This window comes from Lactobacillus sp. B4026 (assembly GCF_026535825.1).
Lineage (GTDB): Bacteria > Bacillota > Bacilli > Lactobacillales > Lactobacillaceae > Lactobacillus > Lactobacillus panisapium.
Genome location: NZ_JAFNPD010000007.1, coordinates 53,057 through 72,253 on the forward strand (window position 1 = coordinate 53,057; position 19,197 = coordinate 72,253).

At 38.1% G+C, this 19,197-nt stretch carries 16 protein-coding genes and 1 pseudogene; 16 read left to right on the plus strand and 1 reads right to left on the minus strand.

The features are described from left to right. The first annotated feature begins 66 nt into the window (after positions 1 to 66). From J3U69_RS06945 to J3U69_RS07015, 15 genes and pseudogenes are all read left to right on the plus strand, one after another. Entirely contained in the window at positions 67 to 1,506 is a 1,440-nt protein-coding gene (locus J3U69_RS06945) for a glycoside hydrolase family 1 protein (RefSeq protein ID WP_267413527.1), read from the plus strand. Then, a complete protein-coding gene (locus J3U69_RS06950; RefSeq protein WP_267413528.1) occupies positions 1,499 to 3,400 on the plus strand; it encodes a glucose PTS transporter subunit IIA in 1,902 nt (633 codons plus the stop codon). The genes J3U69_RS06945 and J3U69_RS06950 overlap by 8 nt, the downstream gene beginning before the upstream one ends. Positions 3,401 to 3,687: 287 nt before the next feature. Continuing rightward, complete coding sequence (locus tag J3U69_RS06955; protein WP_220220757.1) at positions 3,688 to 4,443, plus strand: DeoR/GlpR family DNA-binding transcription regulator; 756 nt, start codon at positions 3,688 to 3,690, stop codon at positions 4,441 to 4,443. A 24-nt stretch (positions 4,444 to 4,467) separates the two neighbouring features. Then, complete coding sequence (gene lacA, locus J3U69_RS06960) at positions 4,468 to 4,896, plus strand: galactose-6-phosphate isomerase subunit LacA (RefSeq protein WP_267413529.1); 429 nt, start codon at positions 4,468 to 4,470, stop codon at positions 4,894 to 4,896. 13 nt (positions 4,897 to 4,909) lie between these two features. Further along, a complete protein-coding gene (gene lacB, locus J3U69_RS06965; protein ID WP_267413530.1) occupies positions 4,910 to 5,485 on the plus strand; it encodes a galactose-6-phosphate isomerase subunit LacB in 576 nt (191 codons plus the stop codon). Positions 5,486 to 5,706: 221 nt separating this feature from the next. Beyond that, positions 5,707 to 6,189: a PTS sugar transporter subunit IIA gene (locus J3U69_RS06970; protein ID WP_244986839.1), complete on the plus strand. Its 483-nt coding sequence runs from the start codon at positions 5,707 to 5,709 to the stop codon at positions 6,187 to 6,189. 16 nt (positions 6,190 to 6,205) lie between these two features. Beyond that, entirely contained in the window at positions 6,206 to 6,520 is a 315-nt protein-coding gene (locus J3U69_RS06975; RefSeq protein WP_220220761.1) for a PTS fructose transporter subunit IIB, read from the plus strand. Between the two features lie 23 nt (positions 6,521 to 6,543). Then, positions 6,544 to 7,965, plus strand: a pseudogene (locus J3U69_RS06980) (PTS transporter subunit IIC). Positions 7,966 to 7,987: 22 nt separating this feature from the next. Then, positions 7,988 to 8,233, plus strand: coding sequence for a hypothetical protein (locus tag J3U69_RS06985; RefSeq protein WP_267413534.1), 246 nt, complete (start codon positions 7,988 to 7,990; stop codon positions 8,231 to 8,233). Positions 8,234 to 8,410: 177 nt separating this feature from the next. After that, entirely contained in the window at positions 8,411 to 9,130 is a 720-nt protein-coding gene (locus J3U69_RS06990; protein ID WP_220232789.1) for a GntR family transcriptional regulator, read from the plus strand. Positions 9,131 to 9,139: 9 nt separating this feature from the next. Beyond that, on the plus strand, positions 9,140 to 10,303 hold the full coding sequence (locus J3U69_RS06995; protein WP_267413535.1) for an SIS domain-containing protein: 1,164 nt from the start codon (positions 9,140 to 9,142) through the stop codon (positions 10,301 to 10,303). Between the two features lie 166 nt (positions 10,304 to 10,469). Then, positions 10,470 to 10,958, plus strand: coding sequence for a PTS system mannose/fructose/N-acetylgalactosamine-transporter subunit IIB (locus tag J3U69_RS07000; RefSeq protein WP_267413536.1), 489 nt, complete (start codon positions 10,470 to 10,472; stop codon positions 10,956 to 10,958). A 10-nt stretch (positions 10,959 to 10,968) separates the two neighbouring features. After that, positions 10,969 to 11,895 (plus strand): PTS mannose/fructose/sorbose/N-acetylgalactosamine transporter subunit IIC, encoded by a 927-nt coding sequence (locus tag J3U69_RS07005; RefSeq protein WP_220220767.1) that lies wholly within the window; start codon positions 10,969 to 10,971, stop codon positions 11,893 to 11,895. Continuing rightward, positions 11,882 to 12,700, plus strand: a complete 819-nt coding sequence (locus J3U69_RS07010) for a PTS system mannose/fructose/sorbose family transporter subunit IID (RefSeq protein ID WP_220220768.1) — start codon at positions 11,882 to 11,884, stop codon at positions 12,698 to 12,700. The genes J3U69_RS07005 and J3U69_RS07010 overlap by 14 nt, the downstream gene beginning before the upstream one ends. Positions 12,701 to 12,754: 54 nt before the next feature. Continuing rightward, positions 12,755 to 13,156 (plus strand): PTS sugar transporter subunit IIA, encoded by a 402-nt coding sequence (locus J3U69_RS07015; RefSeq protein WP_220220769.1) that lies wholly within the window; start codon positions 12,755 to 12,757, stop codon positions 13,154 to 13,156. Between the two features lie 109 nt (positions 13,157 to 13,265). Here the strand turns inward: J3U69_RS07015 and J3U69_RS07020 are convergent, their stop codons facing one another. After that, on the minus strand, positions 13,266 to 15,290 hold the full coding sequence (locus J3U69_RS07020; RefSeq protein ID WP_267413537.1) for a hypothetical protein: 2,025 nt from the start codon (positions 15,288 to 15,290) through the stop codon (positions 13,266 to 13,268). Between the two features lie 173 nt (positions 15,291 to 15,463). Between J3U69_RS07020 and J3U69_RS07025 the strand changes: the two genes are divergently transcribed. Next, complete coding sequence (locus tag J3U69_RS07025) at positions 15,464 to 19,009, plus strand: TIM-barrel domain-containing protein (RefSeq protein ID WP_267413538.1); 3,546 nt, start codon at positions 15,464 to 15,466, stop codon at positions 19,007 to 19,009. Positions 19,010 to 19,197 lie beyond the last annotated feature (188 nt).

Sequence of the window (19,197 nt, forward strand, 5' to 3'; positions counted from 1 at the left end):
TTATTGCTAAGATAGCAATGTAGATAGCGCTATCAAGAAAAAATTATATGGCAGAAAGGATTGCTAATGAGAAAATTTGCAGATATTTTTAAGGATAAAGATTTTTTATGGGGAGCAGGGACAGCTGCTTACCAATGTGAAGGCGCTTGGAATGAAGATCAAAAGGGTCTTGGTGAATGGGATTACTTTAATCACAATAGTAAATTGAATATTAACCACACGGACGGTGACGTTGCATCAGACTTTTATCATCGCTATCGAGAATATATTGATTTATTAGCGGAGGGGCATCAAAATACAATTCGCTTTTCAATATCTTGGGCACGTATTTTGCCTAAGGGAACGGGGCAAGTCAATCAAAAAGGAATTGATTTTTATAATCGGGTGATTGATTACGCCATTGAAAAGAATCTTGAACCGAATATTTCCCTTTTTCATTATGATTTACCCTATGAACTTGCCGTCGATGGCGGATGGTTAAATCGCAAAATAGTGGATTATTTTGCCAATTATGCCAAGATTTGTTTTGAAAATTTTGGCGATCGGGTAAAAATTTGGGCAACTATTAATGAACCACGTTATTACAGCTATTGTGTTAATGTTGTTGGCAATTATCCACCTAATCGTCATTTAGATTTTCAATCATACTTTCAGTATCAATATAATTTAATGCTTGCTAGTGCAAAGTCAATTAAAATTTATCATGATTTAGGGCTTGATGGCATCATCGGGGTCGTGCACGATAATGGCAATGTTGAATTAGCGCCAGAAACTAAAAATAAAAAGAATGTTCAATTAATTGGGGATTTCTTTTATAACAGACAAATATTATGTCCAGCCTTATTAGGCAAAATGCCTGAGGAAACGGATGAAGTTTTAGCTGCATTTAATTGCTTACTATACCGTGAAAAAGATGATGATGAACTCTTAGCAGCAGGTAAAGCTGACTATTTAGGACTTAATTTATACAATCGGCAATATCTGACTGATGGAACTAAAGATGTCACAAAGGTTTTTCACAATAATCAAGGGAGTCGTAGCAAGGCAAAAGAGGGAATTCAGATTCATAATCTTTTTAAATCGGCATTTGATCCTAAGGTGAAACGTAATCAATGGGGACGAGAAGAATTGCCTCAGGTAATGTATACAGCATTATGTGAAGTACAAAGAAAATATCAGCCTAAATTAATTATGATTACAGAGAATGGTCATGGTGGCTATGAACAAGCAGATGAGACTGGTTTTGTTAATGATGAACAGCGTATTAAGTTGACCGCTGAGTTTTTAAAATATTTGCTAAAGGCCAAGTCTGAGGGCGTAAAGGTGCATGGTTACTATCATTGGTCTGCCATGGATCTGTATAGCTGGATTAATGGCTATGAAAAGCGCTATGGCTTAATCAGGGTTGATTTTGCTCATCAGTTGGCTTTGACTCCCAAAAAGAGCTACTACTGGTACCGTAATTTTATTGATCAATATTTTTCTGGGAGCTTAAAAAATGACTGAAAAACAAGACTTTAATCAAATTGCAACTGTGTTGTTGCGTGCAATTGGTGGAAAAAGTAATATTACTGACGTATATCATTGTGCAACTCGACTAAGAATTACTGTTATCGATCCCTTGAAAGCTGATAAACAAGCACTAGAACAAGTGCCAGGTATTAAGGGCGTTGTAATCAAGGGCAATGAAGTTCAGAACTTTATTGGTACAAAAGTTGATGATTACTATAATCAGCTACTGCCCGAGCTACAATTAGGCGGACAAAATAATCAAAAAAAGGAAGAAAAGCTAACTGTTAAAAGTCTATTTTCTAAGATACTGGATTTCATTAGTGGAGTTGTTTTGCCCATTATGCCTGTAATCGTAGCAGCTGGCTTTTTACTAGCAATTCTTAACTTATGTAAGACCTTTTTCGGCTTAAATCCCAAGAGTGGTACGGCCATAGTTTTAACAAGTATTGCTTCAGCCGGCTTTTATTACATCCCTATTTTTGTTGGTTTTCAAACTGCTTTAAAATTAAAAATTCCCGCTGCAATGGGAGCTTTTTTAGGGGCGATATTAACTTTTGGTGATATTAACAATGTTGCTGGCTTGAATTTTTTAGGTATTAATTTACCTAAAATGCAGTATAACGGTACTTTATTGACTTCAATCTTAGGAGTATTATTACTGGCATTTATCTATAAGTTGATTGATAAGATTATGCCCAAAGAAATTACCTACTTTTTTACACCTTTGCTAGCAATTTTATTGGCAGCTCCTATAACACTCGTGATTATCGGACCAATTAGCAATTCAATTAGCTTTGCAATAGCGGGTTGCTTTAACTGGCTTAGTGCGAAGGCAAACTGGCTTGCATTTACCTTATATAGTGCTCTTAATCCTATTTTGGTAATGTTTGGAATTGACAAAGGATTTGTGCCAATTGCAATGAACAATGTGGCAGAATTTGGCTATGATACGTTGATTTATCCTGCGGCATTGCCAAGTAATGCTGCAATGGGGGCAGCTGCTTTAGCCATTGCAGTATTTAGCAAAAAGAAAATTACTAAGGGTGAAGGCTTTTCGGCAGGTTTTACTGGCTTAATGGGAATTACGGAACCTTCTATTTTTGGCTTTTTGCTTCCATACCGAAAAGCTTTAATTGGTGCGATTGCTGGTGGAGCTATCGGCGGATTAGTTGGTGGCTTGCTTCACATTAAACAGGGGGCTTTGATGGCACCAGGCTTTATTGCTCTCATTTCATATTTTGTTGGACAAAACCCAACTTTAAACTTTATTTGTGGAATTATTACCTGGTTAACGGGAATTATTGCTAGTTTTGTTATTACTACGATTTTGCTAAAAACGGATCGGAAAAGACAACAAAATGTTCTATTTCAAACCGAGCAAACGACTTCTAAGCCCAAACCAAATATAGGTGAAAAAGTCACACAGCCTAATATTGAGGAAATAGCAGCACCAGTTAACGGCAAAGTTATTCCGCTAGATCAGGTTAATGATGATTTAATCGCGCAAAAAAAGTTGGGTGACGGTTTTGCCATAATTCCGGCGGATGGCAAAGTCTGTTCACCAATTAATGGTACTGTAATCAGCATTTTTAAAACCAAGCATGCAATTGGCATAAGAAATGCTGCTGGACTGGAAATATTATTACATTTAGGCCTTGATACAGTTGAATTAGCTGGGAAACCTTTTGCCTTAATGGTAAAAGAAAACGAGAATGTTAAAAAAGGACAATTACTTGTTAAAATGGATATTGAACAAATTAAGGCTGCTGGGAAAGATCCAATTGTCATAACCTTAGTTACCACAAATAATTGGTTAACCAAACCAATTAAGTCTCTTGAAGAAAAGGTAACAAAAGGTGACGTAGTAGCAATGGTAAAAGCAAATTAGAATATGAACAAAATGAAGTTTATGGCTTGCTGTAAACTTCATTTTTGTTAAAAAGAAGAAATAGTTGGTTAAACCTTAATTTTGCTGTTTATTTGTGAAGAAGAAATTGATTTAATAATTTTTGAACAACATGATCTAGAATAGATTTAGGAAGAAGAAATAACTTGCAGCTAATTACTCTTAATTCGTTTATCAAACATATTCAAACATTGACAAACAAAAAAGAACACTTATACTAAAGGTGAACTAAGTTAGTTGCTTAATCTAGTTTAAAAAGTAGGTAACCAATGCTAAAAAGTGAAAGATTAAAAAATATCTTGCAAATAGTTAACACGCAAAAATTTGTTACGGTTGACGAACTAGCACAAGCGCTAAAAGTTTCTGACATGACAATTAGACGTGACCTCAATGAATTGCATAAAGCAAACAAAATTTTGCGAGTTCATGGCGGAGCCCAGCAGTTAACAGACCAAAGTAGAATTGAGAAGAGCTATCAGCAAAAGCGTGAAATCCATATTAAGGAAAAAATCGAAGTTGCAAAGCGTGCCTGTAATTTGATTCATGAAAATGATTCTATTTATGTAGGACCAGGGACGACTTTGGAATTGATGGTTGCTAATTTAAAGGTCAAGCATCTGCGGATTGTTACAAATTCGCTGCCTGTTTTTGAAGCAGCCAAAAATAATCTGAATGATTATGACTTAATTATGGTTGGCGGCTCATACCGCCGAATTAGTGGTGCTTTTTTGGGCGCTCTAGCTAATAGTGAACTGGAGACGATGTCATTTTCTGTTGGCTTTGTAGGAGTTAATGGCATTAAAGATGCTTCTATGACAACAGCTAACTTAGAAGAGGGCCAAACCGAAGAAGTTGGGCTAGATCGTTCACAAATAAAATTTGTGGTAGCTGATTATACTAAGCTTGATCACAGTGATTTTCATGAATTTTATGATTTGCGCAAGGTCGACGGTCTGATTACCAACCATGGAATTGAGCCTGAATTGGAAAAACATTACAGTCAATTTACAACTATTTATAAGTAGTTGTTAGGGAAAGGAGACTTAGCGATGAAGGTGGTCATTGGCAGTGATAAAGGTGGCTTTGATTTAAAAGAAAAGGTTAAAAAGTATCTTGAAAGTCATGACTATGAAGTTTTGGACGTAACGAAAAAGCCAGCAGAGGACTTTGTTGATTCGAGCTTAAAAGTTACGCATGAAGTACTTGATAATGGTATTAAAAAGGCAATTATGTTTGACGAGTATGGGGTCGGTTCTGCCATGGCTTCCAATAAAGTTAAGGGTATGGTTACCGCAAACGTTAATGAAGAGCGGACCGCTCATATGACGGCAATGCATAATGGTGCAAAGGCAATTGCACTTGGCAGCGGAATAGTTGGTGAGCAACTAGCTTACTCAATTGTTCAACATTATCTTGATACAGACTATGCTGGTGGTCGTCACCAAGTTCGGCTCGATATGCTAGAAAAAATGATTTAGGAGGGATAGGCAAATGTTAGATAATGATCGACCTCAACCAGAATACGTTGATCCTAGAATTGATCAGCAAAAAGTAATCGCTCTAGGAAACGACCATATTGTTACCGCAGTTAAAATGGCAATCTCTGATCACTTAAAGGCGGAAGGCTACCAGGTAATTGATGAAGGAACCCACGATAATACTAGGACGCATTATCCAATCTACGGTAAACGGGTTGCCGAGGATGTTTCTTCTGGCCGAGCTGATTTTGGTATTGTTCTTTGCGGAACAGGAATTGGTATTTCAACAGCTGCTGATAAAAATGAAGGTATTAGAGCCGCAATGGTTGGCGATGCTACACAAGCGCAGTATGCTCGGCGCGAATTAAATGCTAATATTCTTGGCTTTGGTGGTATCGTGTTAGGACGCGACTTTATTTTTGATATTGTCGATTCGTTTCTTACCACAGCTTATGAACCAAGCGACGAAAATAAGCAATTGATTAGTAAGATTGCGGCTATTGCTAAGCCTAACCCAGACCAAAAAGATAATGCTCACTTTTTTGATGAAGAAAATAAAAAATGGGCTGAGGGCGTTTACCACGATTAAGTGGAAATAATTGTTAATAAAAAAGAAAATATTAATCGCACACTAAAAGTCATGACGGTAATTGTCATGACTTTTTTAATACTCTCAGAGCCGCTGCTTTTCTAAAAAAGCGTTTGCATTTCAGGTTATATTTACCTATAATAGCAATAGGCAAGTGAACAAATTCAAACATAAATAAACAAAAATGAAAGCTTGCCATGAGAGCAAAAGGAGTTAGTGCTGTGAGTGAGAATAGCTTGTTTTTACCGAATGCTGTTTTTGTCAGTGATTCAACTAGTGTGACCGATATTTTTCATGAAATTGCTAACCAGCTTAGTGCAGAGAAGCTAGTCAAAAAGCAATTTTTACCTGAAATCATTAAGCGAGAAGAAAAGTATCCAACTGGCATTGATCTTTCGCCTGTTAATAAAAATTTACCTAATATTGCAGTTCCACATACTGAAGGTGAATTTGTCAATACTCGTTTGATTGTTCCGGTTTCCTTAATGACTGCAGTACCATTCAAAAATATGATTGATCCTGACCAAGAATTGCCCGTGAAATTTTTATTTTTAATTTTAAATAATGATCCAGCCGGACAAGCAAACATTTTGGCGCAAATTATGGACTTTCTGCGATTAACACCTGTTGCCAATTTACAAGAGTTATTTAAGCTGACCGAACCCGATAAGATTTACCGGTTTTTAAGTGAGCATTTTAAATAATAGGAGGGTTTTTCTGATGAGTAGAGAAGTTAAATTTATTGCTGCATGTGGTGCGGGAGTTAATTCGTCCCATCAAATTAAGGATGCGGTCGAAGAAGAAATGAAAAAAAGAGGCTACAACGTTAAAGTTGATGCCTATATGGTGAAGGATGTCAACGAAGACTTGCTTTCAAATTATGACGGTTATTTGACAATTGCCAAAACCGATCTTTCATTTAAGCCAAAAGTGCCGCTTATTGAAGCTGGTGCAATCTTGTACCGAATTCCTGCAATGGCTAAGCCAGTCTATGATGAAGTTGAAAAAGTTGTAAAGGATGTTAACGCTAAGTAACTCTTTTTTGAAAGGAGAAAAAAATGAATGGGATAATTAATTTCGCTAATTCTCTTTTTAAACCCCTAATTGACATGGGGGCGGCAACAATCATGCTAATCGTTTTAACACTGATTGCAGTGCTCTTTCGGGTAAAGTTTACTAAAGCGCTTGAAGGTGGTCTAAAGTTAGCGATTGCGATTACTGCAATTGGCAATATTATGAATATGCTGACGACGGCTTTTCAAAAGCCAATGCTGCAATTCGTCAAGCATACGGGAATTCACATGGATATGCAGGATATGGGCTGGGCACCGTTAGCCACAATTACTTGGGGCTCACCTTATACACTGTTTTACTTATTAGTTTTAATTATTTTAAATGTTGTTTTATTGCTCTTGAATAAAACTAATACTTTGGATGTTGATATTTTTGATGTCTGGCACCTAGCCTTTGTTGGTTTGTTTTGTGTCTATGTCGGCGCGCCGCTTTGGCTATCAACTATTCTAGTTTTATTTATTGGTACGATGAAAATCATCAATTCAGATTTAATGAAGCCAACCTTTAACGATCTCTTGGATGCACCTGAAGGCAACCCAATGACGACTACGCACATGAACTACATGATGAACCCGATCATTATGCTCTTTGATAAGTTTTTTGATAAATGCCTCCCTTGGCTTGATAAATTTGACTTTGACTCAACTAAGTTAAATGAAAAAATCGGCTTTTGGGGTAGTCGATTTGCAATCGGTGTCTACTTAGGTATCTTTGTTTCTTTGCTTGCCGGCAACAATTTTGCGACCGAACAAGGTTGGAAAGATATGTTCACGCTATCGTTTATTGGCGGCTCTTGTATTGAACTGTTCTCAGTTATTGGTTCTTGGTTTATTGCGTCAGTTGAGCCCTTATCACAAGGAATTGCCGATTTTGCTACCAAGAAGTTTTCTGGTCGGACCTTTAATATTGGCCTTGACTGGCCATTTTTAGCAGGACGTTCAGAGATTTGGGCAGCAGCTAACGTCTTAGCTCCAATTATGATGCTTGAAGCAATGGTCTTACCGGGCAATCGGTTAATGCCACTTGGCGGTATCATTGCAATGGGTGTTACCCCAGCATTGCTAGTAGTTACTAGAGGAAAAATTATTCGGATGATTATTATCGGAACAATTGAATTACCAATTTTCCTTTGAGCAGGAACAATGGTTGGTCCATTTGTTACTAACATGGCGCACTCTGTTGGTGCAGCCATTCCGGCTCATACTCTAGTTTCAGATACCACGATGGAAGGCCCAGTAGAAAAATTCTTAGCTTATCTTGTCGGTAATGCTTGGAAACAACAGGGGATGTTCATCGTTTATGCCTTAATTGCTTTAGCCGTTTATCTGCTCTTATTCATCTGGTACGCTAAGCAAATGAAGAAGAGAAATGCAGAATATGCCGCAGCAGCTAAGAAATTAGGTTAAATAATAGTCATTTTTGCTCAAGGTGATTAAATTGAAAAAAGTAAAGGTGTCAGCAAAAGAACAGGCACGAAGAAACGGCATTTTATTATGGACAGTATTCGTTATTGTGATAAATTTTTTACAGATGATTTGCAAAAATTGGTTAACTACGATAGTGGCCATGGTTGGCACAATTTATGCACTCTACCGAATCGTTGTTTATGATAATCCCCGAAATCGCCTCAGCCAAAAATATTATAATTGGCAAGGTAAAAAACTAAAGAAATAATTTAATACCGTTAGGGAAAGCTTTCTCTAACGGTATTTTTGCTTCAAAACGGGAAGGTAAAGTGCTTGATTTAAGGAGAAAAATATTTTTGAAAAGGTTTACAAATCCAATTGTATTTAACCGCTTTCTTTGCTACACTCGAAGTGGTATCAACCAGTTAAAAAGGAGGGGATGTCAATGCAAAAACCACTTTATCAGCGGGTTATTCTCGACTTAGAAAAGCTAATCAAAAAGATGAAACCCAATGAAAAGTTACCAAGCGAACGGCAACTATTGGTTAAATATGGTGTCAGTCGCAATACTATTAGGTTAGCATTACAAAACTTAGAAGAGCGAGGGCTAATTTACCGACTTCATGGTAAAGGGACATTTGTCTCGAGCATTTATTTGGATCGACCAAATATTGGTGGAATTTACTCTTTTTCTGAAGAAGTAACGCGGGAAGGTCAAAAGGCAACTACGCAAAATCAAAGCTTAGAACTAGTAACGCCGACAAGAAAGATTGCCGAGCAGCTTAACCTAGCTGAAAATGAACAAGCCTATAAATTGGTCCGTTTGCGTCTTGCCAATAATGAGCCGCGAATGTTTAGTACAACTTATTTGCCAGAAAAATTGTTTCCTAAGTTAAAAATTTCCGATCTGAAGAACAAGACATTATACGGGGTACTTAAAGAAAAATATAATCAATTATCCGTGATCGCGTTTGAAGATGTGCAAGCGGTCAGCCTAAGTAAGCCCGAAAGTGAATATTTAGCGGAAAAAGAAGGTTCACCTAGTCTGAAAATTTACCGCAAAACAATTAATGATAAAAATATTCCGATTGAGTTTACTATTTCTTTAGCACGTGGTGATAAGTTTATTTATCGGTCAAGACAATATAACGATTTAGCAAAATAAGGAGAAAAAATGTTTACGAAAACAGATGCAGAACTTGAAAAATTAGGTGCTAAGATTACTACCCGTGAAATTCAGCAACAGCCTGAATTATGGCAACAAACCTGGTCGATTTACCAAGATAATAAAGCCAAAATTGAGGAATTTCTCGCCAAGGTTAACAGTGAATGTGGCAAGGTACGGGTGATTTTCACTGGTGCAGGAACCAGTGCGTACGTTGGCAACACCATCATGCCGTATTTACAAAAGCATGGTGATCGCAGCAAATATGACTTTACAGCAATTGACACTACTAAAATTGTCTCCACCCCCGAAGATTACCTTGAGCCGGAAACGCCGACCATTTTAGTTTCCTTTGCCCGTAGTGGCAATTCGCCAGAGTCGGTTGCGACAGTTGAATTAGCCAAAAAGCTGGTAAAAAATTTATACAAAATTGCTATTACTTGTGCGCCTGAAGGTCATTTAGCCCAAGACTTACAAGGCGATGCAACGGGGCTAGTTTTATTAATGCCGGAAAAATCACTTGACCAAGGCTTTGCAATGACGGGATCATTTTCATGTATGACCTTAGCAGCATTATTAGTCTTTGATACTCTTGGTGACCAAGAAAAAGAACAGATTATTAAGCAAATTGCGACAATGGGCAAGAGCGTGATTGCCAGAGAAGACGAGATTGCAGCACTTGTCAAAACAGATTTTGACAGAATTACTTATATTGGCAGTGGCTGCTTAGGTGGACTTGCTGAAGAAACGCGGTTAAAGATTTTAGAATTAACTGCGGGCGAAGTGGCAGCATTATTTGACACGTCGATGGGCTTACGTCACGGTCCTAAGTCGTTTTTGGATAAAAAGACGATTGTTTTCGACTTTGTTTCCAACAATTCGTACACCAGACAATATGATTTGGATATTCTCAATGAAATTAGGGATGATCAAATCGTGCCGCTGGTAATGGCAGTTGGGCAAGAAAAAGAGGGGCAAGATTTTGCTGGTCAAACATTTACTTTTGCGGAAAAGAAACTTTTGCCAGATGCTTATTTAGCTCTGCCAGATGTCATGTTTGGTCAGACCATTGCATTATTAACTTCAATTAAAGTAAATAACAAACCAGATACGCCATCGCCAACCGGAACCGTTAATCGGGTCGTTAAAGGTGTCACTATTCACAAGTTTTAGTGTAATTACTTTGTTTATATAAAAAAAGATTTTATAACATAACGATAAAATTATTGTCAATAATTAAAAAGTGCATATTGACAAAAATTGGTTGGTACCTTACTATGTAATTGTGAAAGCGTTTTAAATAATATTTAGATTTCCTTAAAGATATGGAGGAAGACATATGAATATTGTGGGTGCAAGAGTTGATGAACGCTTGGTTCATGGTCAAGTTGCTAATCTTTGGACACCAAAGCTGCAAGTAGAACGAATTATCGTTTTAGATGAAAAAGCAGCTAAGGATGATATCCAAAAAAGTGGCCTTAGAATGGCAACGCCAATGACGACGAGACTAAGTATTCTACCAACAAAAATTGCTGCTGATCATTTATTAAAAAATCGTTATGGTAAGCAGAGACTATTTTTAGTTTCGAAAGAGCCAGACAACTTTTTACAACTGCTTAATGCTGGAGTTAGATTCGACTCGCTTAATCTAGGCAATATGTCGCGCAAAGAAAATACGACAGAACTGACTAAGCAAGTAAATGTTACGCCGGACGATGTTAAGATTTTTAACCAAATTGCTGATCAGGGTGTCGAGATCATCGCACAGGTAAATCCAAGTGTTGATGCAACGAATGTCATGAAACTGATTGGCGAAAAGATGAAGTAGGAGGAAGAAAATGATAGCTTGGTGGCAAATATTACTGCTTACTTTGTATGCAGGCTTAGAAATTCTTGATGAATTGCAAATCTATTCGTCTTTAAATACTCCTGTCGGTGCTGGCTTAATTGCTGGTCTGATTATGGGTGATTTACCTACTGGATTATTTATCGGTGCTTCAATGCAGTTAATGGTTTTAGGTGTTGGTACTTTTGGTGGTGCTTCAAGAATTGATGCAACTACTGGTACAGTTCTTGCAACTGCCTTTTCAACAACTGTTAAGGGCATGACTCCTCAGGCAGCTATTTCTTCTATTGCTGTTCCTGTAGCAGCAATCATGGTAGAGCTCGACGTATTAGCAAGATTTGCTAATACTTACTTCTCTCACAGAATCGACCACTTAATTGATCAAGATAAGATTAACTATAAGGCTGTTGAAAGAAATGTTCTTTATGGTGCAATTCCGTGGTCATTATCTCGTGCGATTCCCGTCTTTATTGCCTTAGCCTTTGGTCAAGGATTAGTTCAAACCATTGCCAATGCTTTAAATGGCGAATTCTTATGGCTAGGTCAAGGCTTAACCGTCGCAGGTGCTGCGCTTCCAGCAGTTGGTTTTGCGATTTTACTTCGCTACTTACCAGTTAAGAAACATGTTGCTTACTTAATTCTTGGCTTTACTATTACCACTTTGTTCTCAGTCCTATTCACTGGTCTGCAGACTTTGGGTACTGGTCTAGCTGCTGTTAATAAAGGCTTTACTTCCATCTTCAATGGTTTACCAATGTTAGCAATTGCAATGTTGGGCTTAGCTTTTGCAATCTTACATTACAAGAACATTTCGATTAGCAGACCTGCACCAACAAAGAGCGCTGAAAGTGCAAGCAATGAAGAAGCAAGTTCAAGTGTTAATAATGATGAAGGAGAGATCACTGATGACGAACTCTAAACCTAAATATAAATTAACTGATGCGGACTTTAAACAGATTAACCGGAGATCATTATTCGGTTTCCAGTTAGGCTGGAACTATGAACGAATGCAGAATAGTGGCTATCTGTACACGATTTTGCCGCAATTGAGAAAAATCTATGGCGATGATACTCCGGAATTAAAAGAAATGATGAAAACTCATATGCAGTTCTTCAACACTTCTAACTTCTTCAATACCATTATTACTGGTATCGACCTTGCGGTTGAGGAAAATGAGGGAATTGCTGGCAAAGATACTGTTGAAAGTATGAAAGTCGGCTTGATGGGTTCATTTGCTGCCATCGGTGACTCAATCTTTGCTTCATTAATTCCAACAATTTTTGGTGCTTTAGCTGCATCAATGGCTCATGAAGGTAATCCAATTGGTGTGATTATCTGGGTCGCAGCCTGCTTGTTAATCTGTGTTTTCCGTTGGAAACAATTACATTTTGCCTATGATAAAGGTGTTTCATTGGTAACTGATATGCGGGATCGGTTAAACGCATTAACTGATTCGGCCACGGTCATGGGTGTCTTCATGGTTGGTGCATTAGTAGCAACTATGGTTAACATTAAATTTGCCTGGACACCACAAATCGGCAAGGTTTCAATGAACATTCAAAATAACCTTGATATGATTATTCCAAAACTGCTCCCAGCTGCAGTAGTTGGTTTTGTCTACTGGTTATTAGGCAAGAAAGGTATGACCTCAACTAAGGCAATTTTAATTGTTTTAGTTCTGTGCATCATCTTAGGCGGTACCGGAATTATTGCTAAAGTCTAGCAAGCTGCTTTAACACAGTAATGTCATAAAACGATAGTAAGAGAAAGAATTCATATGGCTGAAAAAGAATTAATACTAATTAGTCACGGAAAAATGGCAGAGGGCGTAAAAGCCAGTGCCGAATTAATAATGGGCGAACAAGAACATGTCCATACTGTTTGCCTACTTCCATCCGAAGGACCAGAGGATTTCAAGCAGAAATTTGAGAATGAAATAGCAGGAATGGATGTTGCTGATATTACCGTTTTCGCTGATTTGATGGGTGGAACTCCTGCAAATGTTGTTAGTAGAATGATTATGGGTGGACAAAAGATTCATTTGATTTCAGGAATGAATCTTCCACTTGTAATTGAATGGTTAAATAGTCAAATGAACGGGGTAGAATCTGACTATATCACTGCCGGAAAGGCAGGAATGGTCGATGTTACCGAAATGTTGGCTAAAATGAATAAATAAAATTACCAAAGTAAAAAAGCCTAATTCGGTGGATCATCGGAGTTAGGCTTTTTACTATGTATGATTAACTAAATAAAATAGGATTAGCATAGGGGGGCCAATCCTATTTTTATTTTGAAAAGATAAGTTGAATTAACTCAAATGGTTTAAGTTCTTCGTTAATGGTTACGAAACTTCCCGTTTGCCGAAGATTGATTTGCTTGCGCGTTACTGTCGAACCATTTTTTCTAATTAAGGTGGCCTGATTATGAAGTAGCTTTTTACCAATGTGCCAGTTAATTTCTTGGTATGAATCAGACGAAAAATTAGCTAACCAGGCAATTTTACCGTCAGCTTGCAGCAATAATTTTACATTAGGCATCTGTTCTAGGTAATCAAGGGATGTGATGCTAGTAAGCATTTGTTGCAGTAACCCTTGCTTATAAGTAGAAAATTGTGCTTCCCAGCCGTGACGTGGATCTTGGTCAACTGGCAGAACAAGTAGATGATTATCGATTACGGCCATAAAATTGCCTAAGCGCTCATCAACTGAATTATAGGCGGAAGACCAAATATTAACGTTACTTTCTGGATCGTAGGTAAGTTGCAGGTAATTACCGGTATGTTGCAGCATCGTAATGCGGGGATTAATGACACCATCAACTTTCTTCCCATCTGCTTGCTCAAAGGACTGGTAGCCAGTACGGCACTTATGCCAAACTGCTTTTTGAATATGAAGTAAGTTTTCTAAGCCGCGGTCCAGCAACACTTGAATGCTTTCACCATCCAACAAGACAACATTGTCCTGCAGAAGTTGCGTAATTTGTTGATTATTAAAATTTCTAAGTAGCTGGCCGGCAATAGCGATAATTTGCTTTTGTAGTTTAGTGTCAGCACTGACTGGCAAAATTGTTGTAGCAAATCCCATGGCACCTAGTAAACTGGCCCAATTTTTTTCATGCGGCAATAATTCCGTTACATCCAAACCACGCTTAGTTTGTAAGTTATAGCAAGAATCCTGGTCGACCAGGACCTTAATGCCACGCAAGTGTTCAATTGGTAGTCTGTTTTGCAATAATTGGTTAACAAAAGGCTTCGTTTCAGCCAGCATTTCTGCGTAATGCCAGCTTTGGTTAATCCCATTACCCATCATATCAAATAGGTTTAGTAAAATTCCCTGGCTACCGATTAAGGCAGCCGTAATTATTTGAAACTGACTAAAAGTCGTTGATTTTACCAGGGGTGAATACATGTAATTTTCAAGTTCAGGATAAAGTTCAGTTTTTTCTCCTAAAAAAGCAGCTGTAATTCTCGTGTACTCTTCAAAAAAACGTCCATATTGATTTGGCGCAATTTCATTATAGGCTGGCAAGTGGGGACGGGCAATTTGGGGATGGTCCTTTCCGGCTTGTGCCAAAAATAGGTTATTCCAATCACGTCCTTCTAATGCATGCCAATCAGGATAAGATGTCATCTGCGCTAAGTCTGTTTCTGGGCTTACTTGGTGAACAGCTTGTTCGAGTAAGTGTTCTGTTTCGATCATTTCAGTTCGTGCTTGATCAAGGTAGATTTTCCGTTCCATGGTCGGTGGACCTGGCTGCAGCATTTTTTTAACGAATTCACTTCTAGCTTCTTTTCGGCCAAGCTTTTTCTCATAAAGGTGCATGTGGTAGTCACAAAAGCACATTAACCCAAGTGGTGTGTGATTATAATGACGAAAATCATCTTCTAACCATAATCGTTTAGGATGAATACTTGCATATTGCGCGTATGTCTCTGTTAGGTATTTTCGCCATGTTGGATCAGCCGGACAGGCCATATCGTTAGCCTTTTGGCCATTAAGATCGACAAACGTGTTAAAGCCAATTTGCGGATTAACATGATAGCCGCGATCTGAATGCATGATTGTTGTCCAAGGATTTAAGCTGGTGGTAACACCAATTGCAGCTAATTTTGCCTGCAGTGGCTTAATTGCATCAAGCCAAACCTGAGTTTCTCTTTTAGTCAAATGGCTATGATTGAGCTCTTCACCATTAATGAAAAAAGCAACATCATCAATCTGTCCTTTTTTTACAAAGTCTAATAATTGCTGGTCTTTTTCTGCTGTATTGGTACGAGGATCAAGCATATAGCGCAAAGTATAAATAAATTTCATGATTTCATTCCATCCACATAGTAAATATGTAATATATTATTTTTTATAATCAATAAATAAAAGTTAATATTTTTCGTTAAAGTATGTCATAAAATCTATACCTATTATATAATTATATAATAAAACGCTTTCCAGAAATCTAGTAATTTTAATTTTTATCAAGGAGATAGCATATGCTAGGTAAAAATAATCGATTAGGTAAACAAAAGAAAGTTAGTAAATGTATTAATCGTTGGTCTATTAGACGGTTAAATGCGGGCGCAGCGTCTGTCATAATCACTACGGGTTTTATTGGTGCTAGTGCATTATATTGCGGTGTAAAGACGGAAAATGTATTGGCTGCTACTACAGAAAACATTAGTGAAAGTAGTAATTCACAATCACAAACTGATAAGCAGGCAATAGGAGAAAATGGCTCTGAGCAAAATCCCGCACCAAATACTGAGCAGCGGCGAGAAACAAGTAAAGGAAATGAAGTAATGCAGCAATCAATTATTAATATAGTTAAAAAAGAAAATTATTTTGAGGTTACGTATGCAAATGGTCAAGTTGCCAGACTATATGTTTTAAGTCCCAAGATGTTCCGCTATTATCTTGACCCAACTAAAAAATATGATGAGCCTGAGCAATCAGAAGCGGATTTGAACGCTAAAATGCTGGCCAAGGGTCAGGATGCTTACGGTAAAAAGGGTTTGAAAAAAGCAACTGCAACTAAAAGTAGTAAGGGCTGGAAGCTTTCGACCGGTGCAATCGAGATTAATTTTGATCAAGCAGCTGGCACTATGAGTGTGACTAAGGGGAAACGCACAATTTTACAAGAAGCTAAGCCAATCGAAATTACGGATAAGTCAAGTACACAGACTTTAAAGGATCCTGCCGGCAGTCATTATTTTGGTGGTGGTACGCAAAATGGCCGTTTTAATCTAACTGGTGACAATATTAAAATCGAAAATACAAACAATTGGGTTGATCAAGGTGTAGCATCACCTAACCCATTTTACTGGTCCTCGAATGGTTACGGCGTTTTACGTTATACCTTTAAGCCGGGACGATATGACTTTGATAGTGCAGCTGACGGTTTAGTAACGACAACGCACGATGAAAACCGTTTTGACGCAATCTACTTTTTCGATGATTCACCGTATGATTTAATCCATGATTATCAAGAATTAACCGGCTTGCCTGCCTTGACACCAATCTATGGTTTTTATGAGGCCCATTTAAATGCTTATAATCGTGATTATTGGGTTGAAGTTACTCCTGATACCAACGGTGCAATCAAATATCCTGATGGAAAATACTATAAAGAGTATCAACCAAAGGAGTTGCCAGCAGAATACAAGGATAAAGCAATTCGTGAAACGCTAAATGGTGAGCATGGCGGCACGAGTTATCAGTTCAGTGCGCGTGCAATGCTTGACCAATATTTAGATCACGACATGCCGATTGGTTGGTTTTTGCCAAACGATGGTTACGGTGCAGGGTATGGTCAAACGGATACTTTAAAGGGAAATATTGCAAACTTGCATGACTTTATTAAATACGCTAATTCCAAGGGAATTCAGGTCGGTTTATGGACTCAACAAAACCTTTCCCCCGCAGATCCGGCTAACCCTAAGCCAGATGACCGTGATTTTGAGCAAGAAATTGCTGCTGGAGTGACCGCTCTTAAGACGGACGTAGCTTGGGTCGGCAATGGCTATTCCTTTGGTCTTAACGGTACGCAAACAGCCGCCAAAATGATCAAAAAAATTAAAGGAGACAGCTTGCGCCCATTTATTGTGACAGTCGATGGCTGGGCCGGCACCCAGAACACAGCCGCAGTTTGGACTGGTGATGAAACTGGAGGAGAATGGGAATATATTCGCTTCCAAATTCCAACCTATATCGGTGAGGGTCTGTCTGGTCAACCTAATGCAGCCTCAGATATGGACGGTATATTTGGTGGAAAAAATGCAATCATTAACACCAGAGACTATCAATGGAAAGCTTTTACCCCAATTCAATTAAATATGGATGGCTGGGGCAGCAATCCGAAGAATCCGTTTGCCTTTGATGATGACACTACGGCAATTAATCGTGCTTATCTAAAGCAAAAATCAATGTTAATGCCTTACATTTATAGTATTGCGTCTGAAGCGACTTTTGCTGGAAAGCCAATGGTACGGGCGATGTTCCTTGATTATCCTGCCGAACCTGCCGCATACACTGATTTGGTTAAGTACCAGTATTTGTGGGGAGACAATTTCTTAATTGCCCCAATTTATCAAAATACTGCTAGTGATCAAGCCGGAAATGATATTCGCAATGGAATTTATTTACCAGACAAGAACCAGGTTTGGATTGACTATTACACCGGTAAGCAATATCAAGGAGGCCAGGTTATTAATAATTTTGCCGCTCCAATTTGGAAACTTCCAGTCTTTGTTAAAGCAGGTGCAATTATACCGGTTGCCCCAGCGACTAATACCCCGCAAGAATATCAGTCACTAAAGAATCAGCGCCAGTTTGAAATTTATCCTAGTGGACATAGCAGTTTTACTGTGTACGAAGATGACGGCATTTCGGCCCAATATCAATCTGGCCAGCACGCCGAAACTACCATTACCAGCAACTTACAAAATACTACTTTAACTATTAATGTTGCTAAGACGAAGGGACAATATGCTGGCTTTGAACCGAATAGGACGACTGAATTTGCTGTGAAAACCACGCAAGAGCCAGCAACAATTAAGGTGAAAGTTGGCAATAAGAATATTTCTTTACGGCAGGCACATGATCTGGCTGACTTTAATAAATCTAATAATGTTTATTTCCTTGATCAGAATTACAGCACTAACTCATACCTAGATAAGATGGCAGGTGCAGTGAAGCAAATTTTCTTAAGAATTAAGTTGGCTGCAACTGATGTAACTCGCGATTCACTTACAGTTTCAATTACCGGCTTTAACAAAGATACTGCTATTGTTAACCAGTTACCGACAGAGAATGCAAATATTGCTCAACCAACTGCTTTAAAACAAGACAATGAGGGAACAACTGAAAATGCAATCACAGTTACTTGGAATCCTGTAGTAGACAGTACAAGTTACAATTTAAAGGTAGATGGAGTTTTACATACCAATATTAAAGAAACCAAATTTACCTTACCAAATATTAAGCCAGAGTCTGCACACACATTCCAGGTTCAGGCAGTTACACCTAACGGAGCTTCCAAATGGAGCGCTATTCAAACCTTCTCAGCGAAAGAAAGTATTTTGAAAAATACCGTAAAAATAACGTCAGTTAAGACTAGTTCCAACATTAAAGACACCAATATTTGGGAAGACGATCAGCCGGTTGAAAATCTTTTTGACCATGACTTAAGCACAATTGCACATTCTAATTGGTTCTCTGATGGCAACAAACAGGCGGCTACGCCAATGACGATAACCGCACAATTAGCTGAGCCGACAGATCTTGATCGTTTTGTTTATCTTCCGCGTAATGATGGTGGAACTAATGGAATTATTACGGCAATTAAGGTTGAAGTAAGTTTAGACGGAACTAATTGGCAAGAGGTTGGTAGTGCTTCGAATTGGGCAAAAGATAGTTCAACTAAGGAAATTAAGTTTGCGCCGGGAACCAAAGCAGCTTGGATAAGATTTATTATTCCAACTGGAGGTTCAGTTAATGAGTTTGTTTCGGGAACCGAATTCTTAATCTATAAAAAAGCCTAAAATAAATGGTTAAAAGTGGAAAAATAGTTTTTACCTTTAATTTTCTAATAAAGGCTGTTAGGGAGCTGTAAACTTTTTCAAAATTGATCTCAAAGCTGAAAAGTTTTTCGTAAATCCGACCGCTTCTTTAAATGCGCTTACAATGAGTATATAATAACAGTGTGCGATTAAAGAGAATGTTAAAGGAG

What these genes read in the sequence shown, in the direction of transcription:
- J3U69_RS06945 (WP_267413527.1), top strand. Translation starts at nt 67, where the DNA reads ATGAGAAAATTTGCAGATATTTTTAAGGATAAAGATTTTTTATGGGGA.
- J3U69_RS06950 (WP_267413528.1), top strand. Translation starts at nt 1,499, where the DNA reads ATGACTGAAAAACAAGACTTTAATCAAATTGCAACTGTGTTGTTGCGT.
- J3U69_RS06955 (WP_220220757.1), top strand. Translation starts at nt 3,688, where the DNA reads ATGCTAAAAAGTGAAAGATTAAAAAATATCTTGCAAATAGTTAACACG.
- lacA (WP_267413529.1), top strand. Translation starts at nt 4,468, where the DNA reads ATGAAGGTGGTCATTGGCAGTGATAAAGGTGGCTTTGATTTAAAAGAA.
- lacB (WP_267413530.1), top strand. Translation starts at nt 4,910, where the DNA reads ATGTTAGATAATGATCGACCTCAACCAGAATACGTTGATCCTAGAATT.
- J3U69_RS06975 (WP_220220761.1), top strand. Translation starts at nt 6,206, where the DNA reads ATGAGTAGAGAAGTTAAATTTATTGCTGCATGTGGTGCGGGAGTTAAT.
- J3U69_RS06990 (WP_220232789.1), top strand. Translation starts at nt 8,411, where the DNA reads ATGCAAAAACCACTTTATCAGCGGGTTATTCTCGACTTAGAAAAGCTA.
- J3U69_RS06995 (WP_267413535.1), top strand. Translation starts at nt 9,140, where the DNA reads ATGTTTACGAAAACAGATGCAGAACTTGAAAAATTAGGTGCTAAGATT.
- J3U69_RS07000 (WP_267413536.1), top strand. Translation starts at nt 10,470, where the DNA reads ATGAATATTGTGGGTGCAAGAGTTGATGAACGCTTGGTTCATGGTCAA.
- J3U69_RS07005 (WP_220220767.1), top strand. Translation starts at nt 10,969, where the DNA reads ATGATAGCTTGGTGGCAAATATTACTGCTTACTTTGTATGCAGGCTTA.
- J3U69_RS07010 (WP_220220768.1), top strand. Translation starts at nt 11,882, where the DNA reads ATGACGAACTCTAAACCTAAATATAAATTAACTGATGCGGACTTTAAA.
- J3U69_RS07015 (WP_220220769.1), top strand. Translation starts at nt 12,755, where the DNA reads ATGGCTGAAAAAGAATTAATACTAATTAGTCACGGAAAAATGGCAGAG.
- J3U69_RS07020 (WP_267413537.1), bottom strand. Translation starts at nt 15,290, where the DNA reads ATGAAATTTATTTATACTTTGCGCTATATGCTTGATCCTCGTACCAAT.
- J3U69_RS07025 (WP_267413538.1), top strand. Translation starts at nt 15,464, where the DNA reads ATGCTAGGTAAAAATAATCGATTAGGTAAACAAAAGAAAGTTAGTAAA.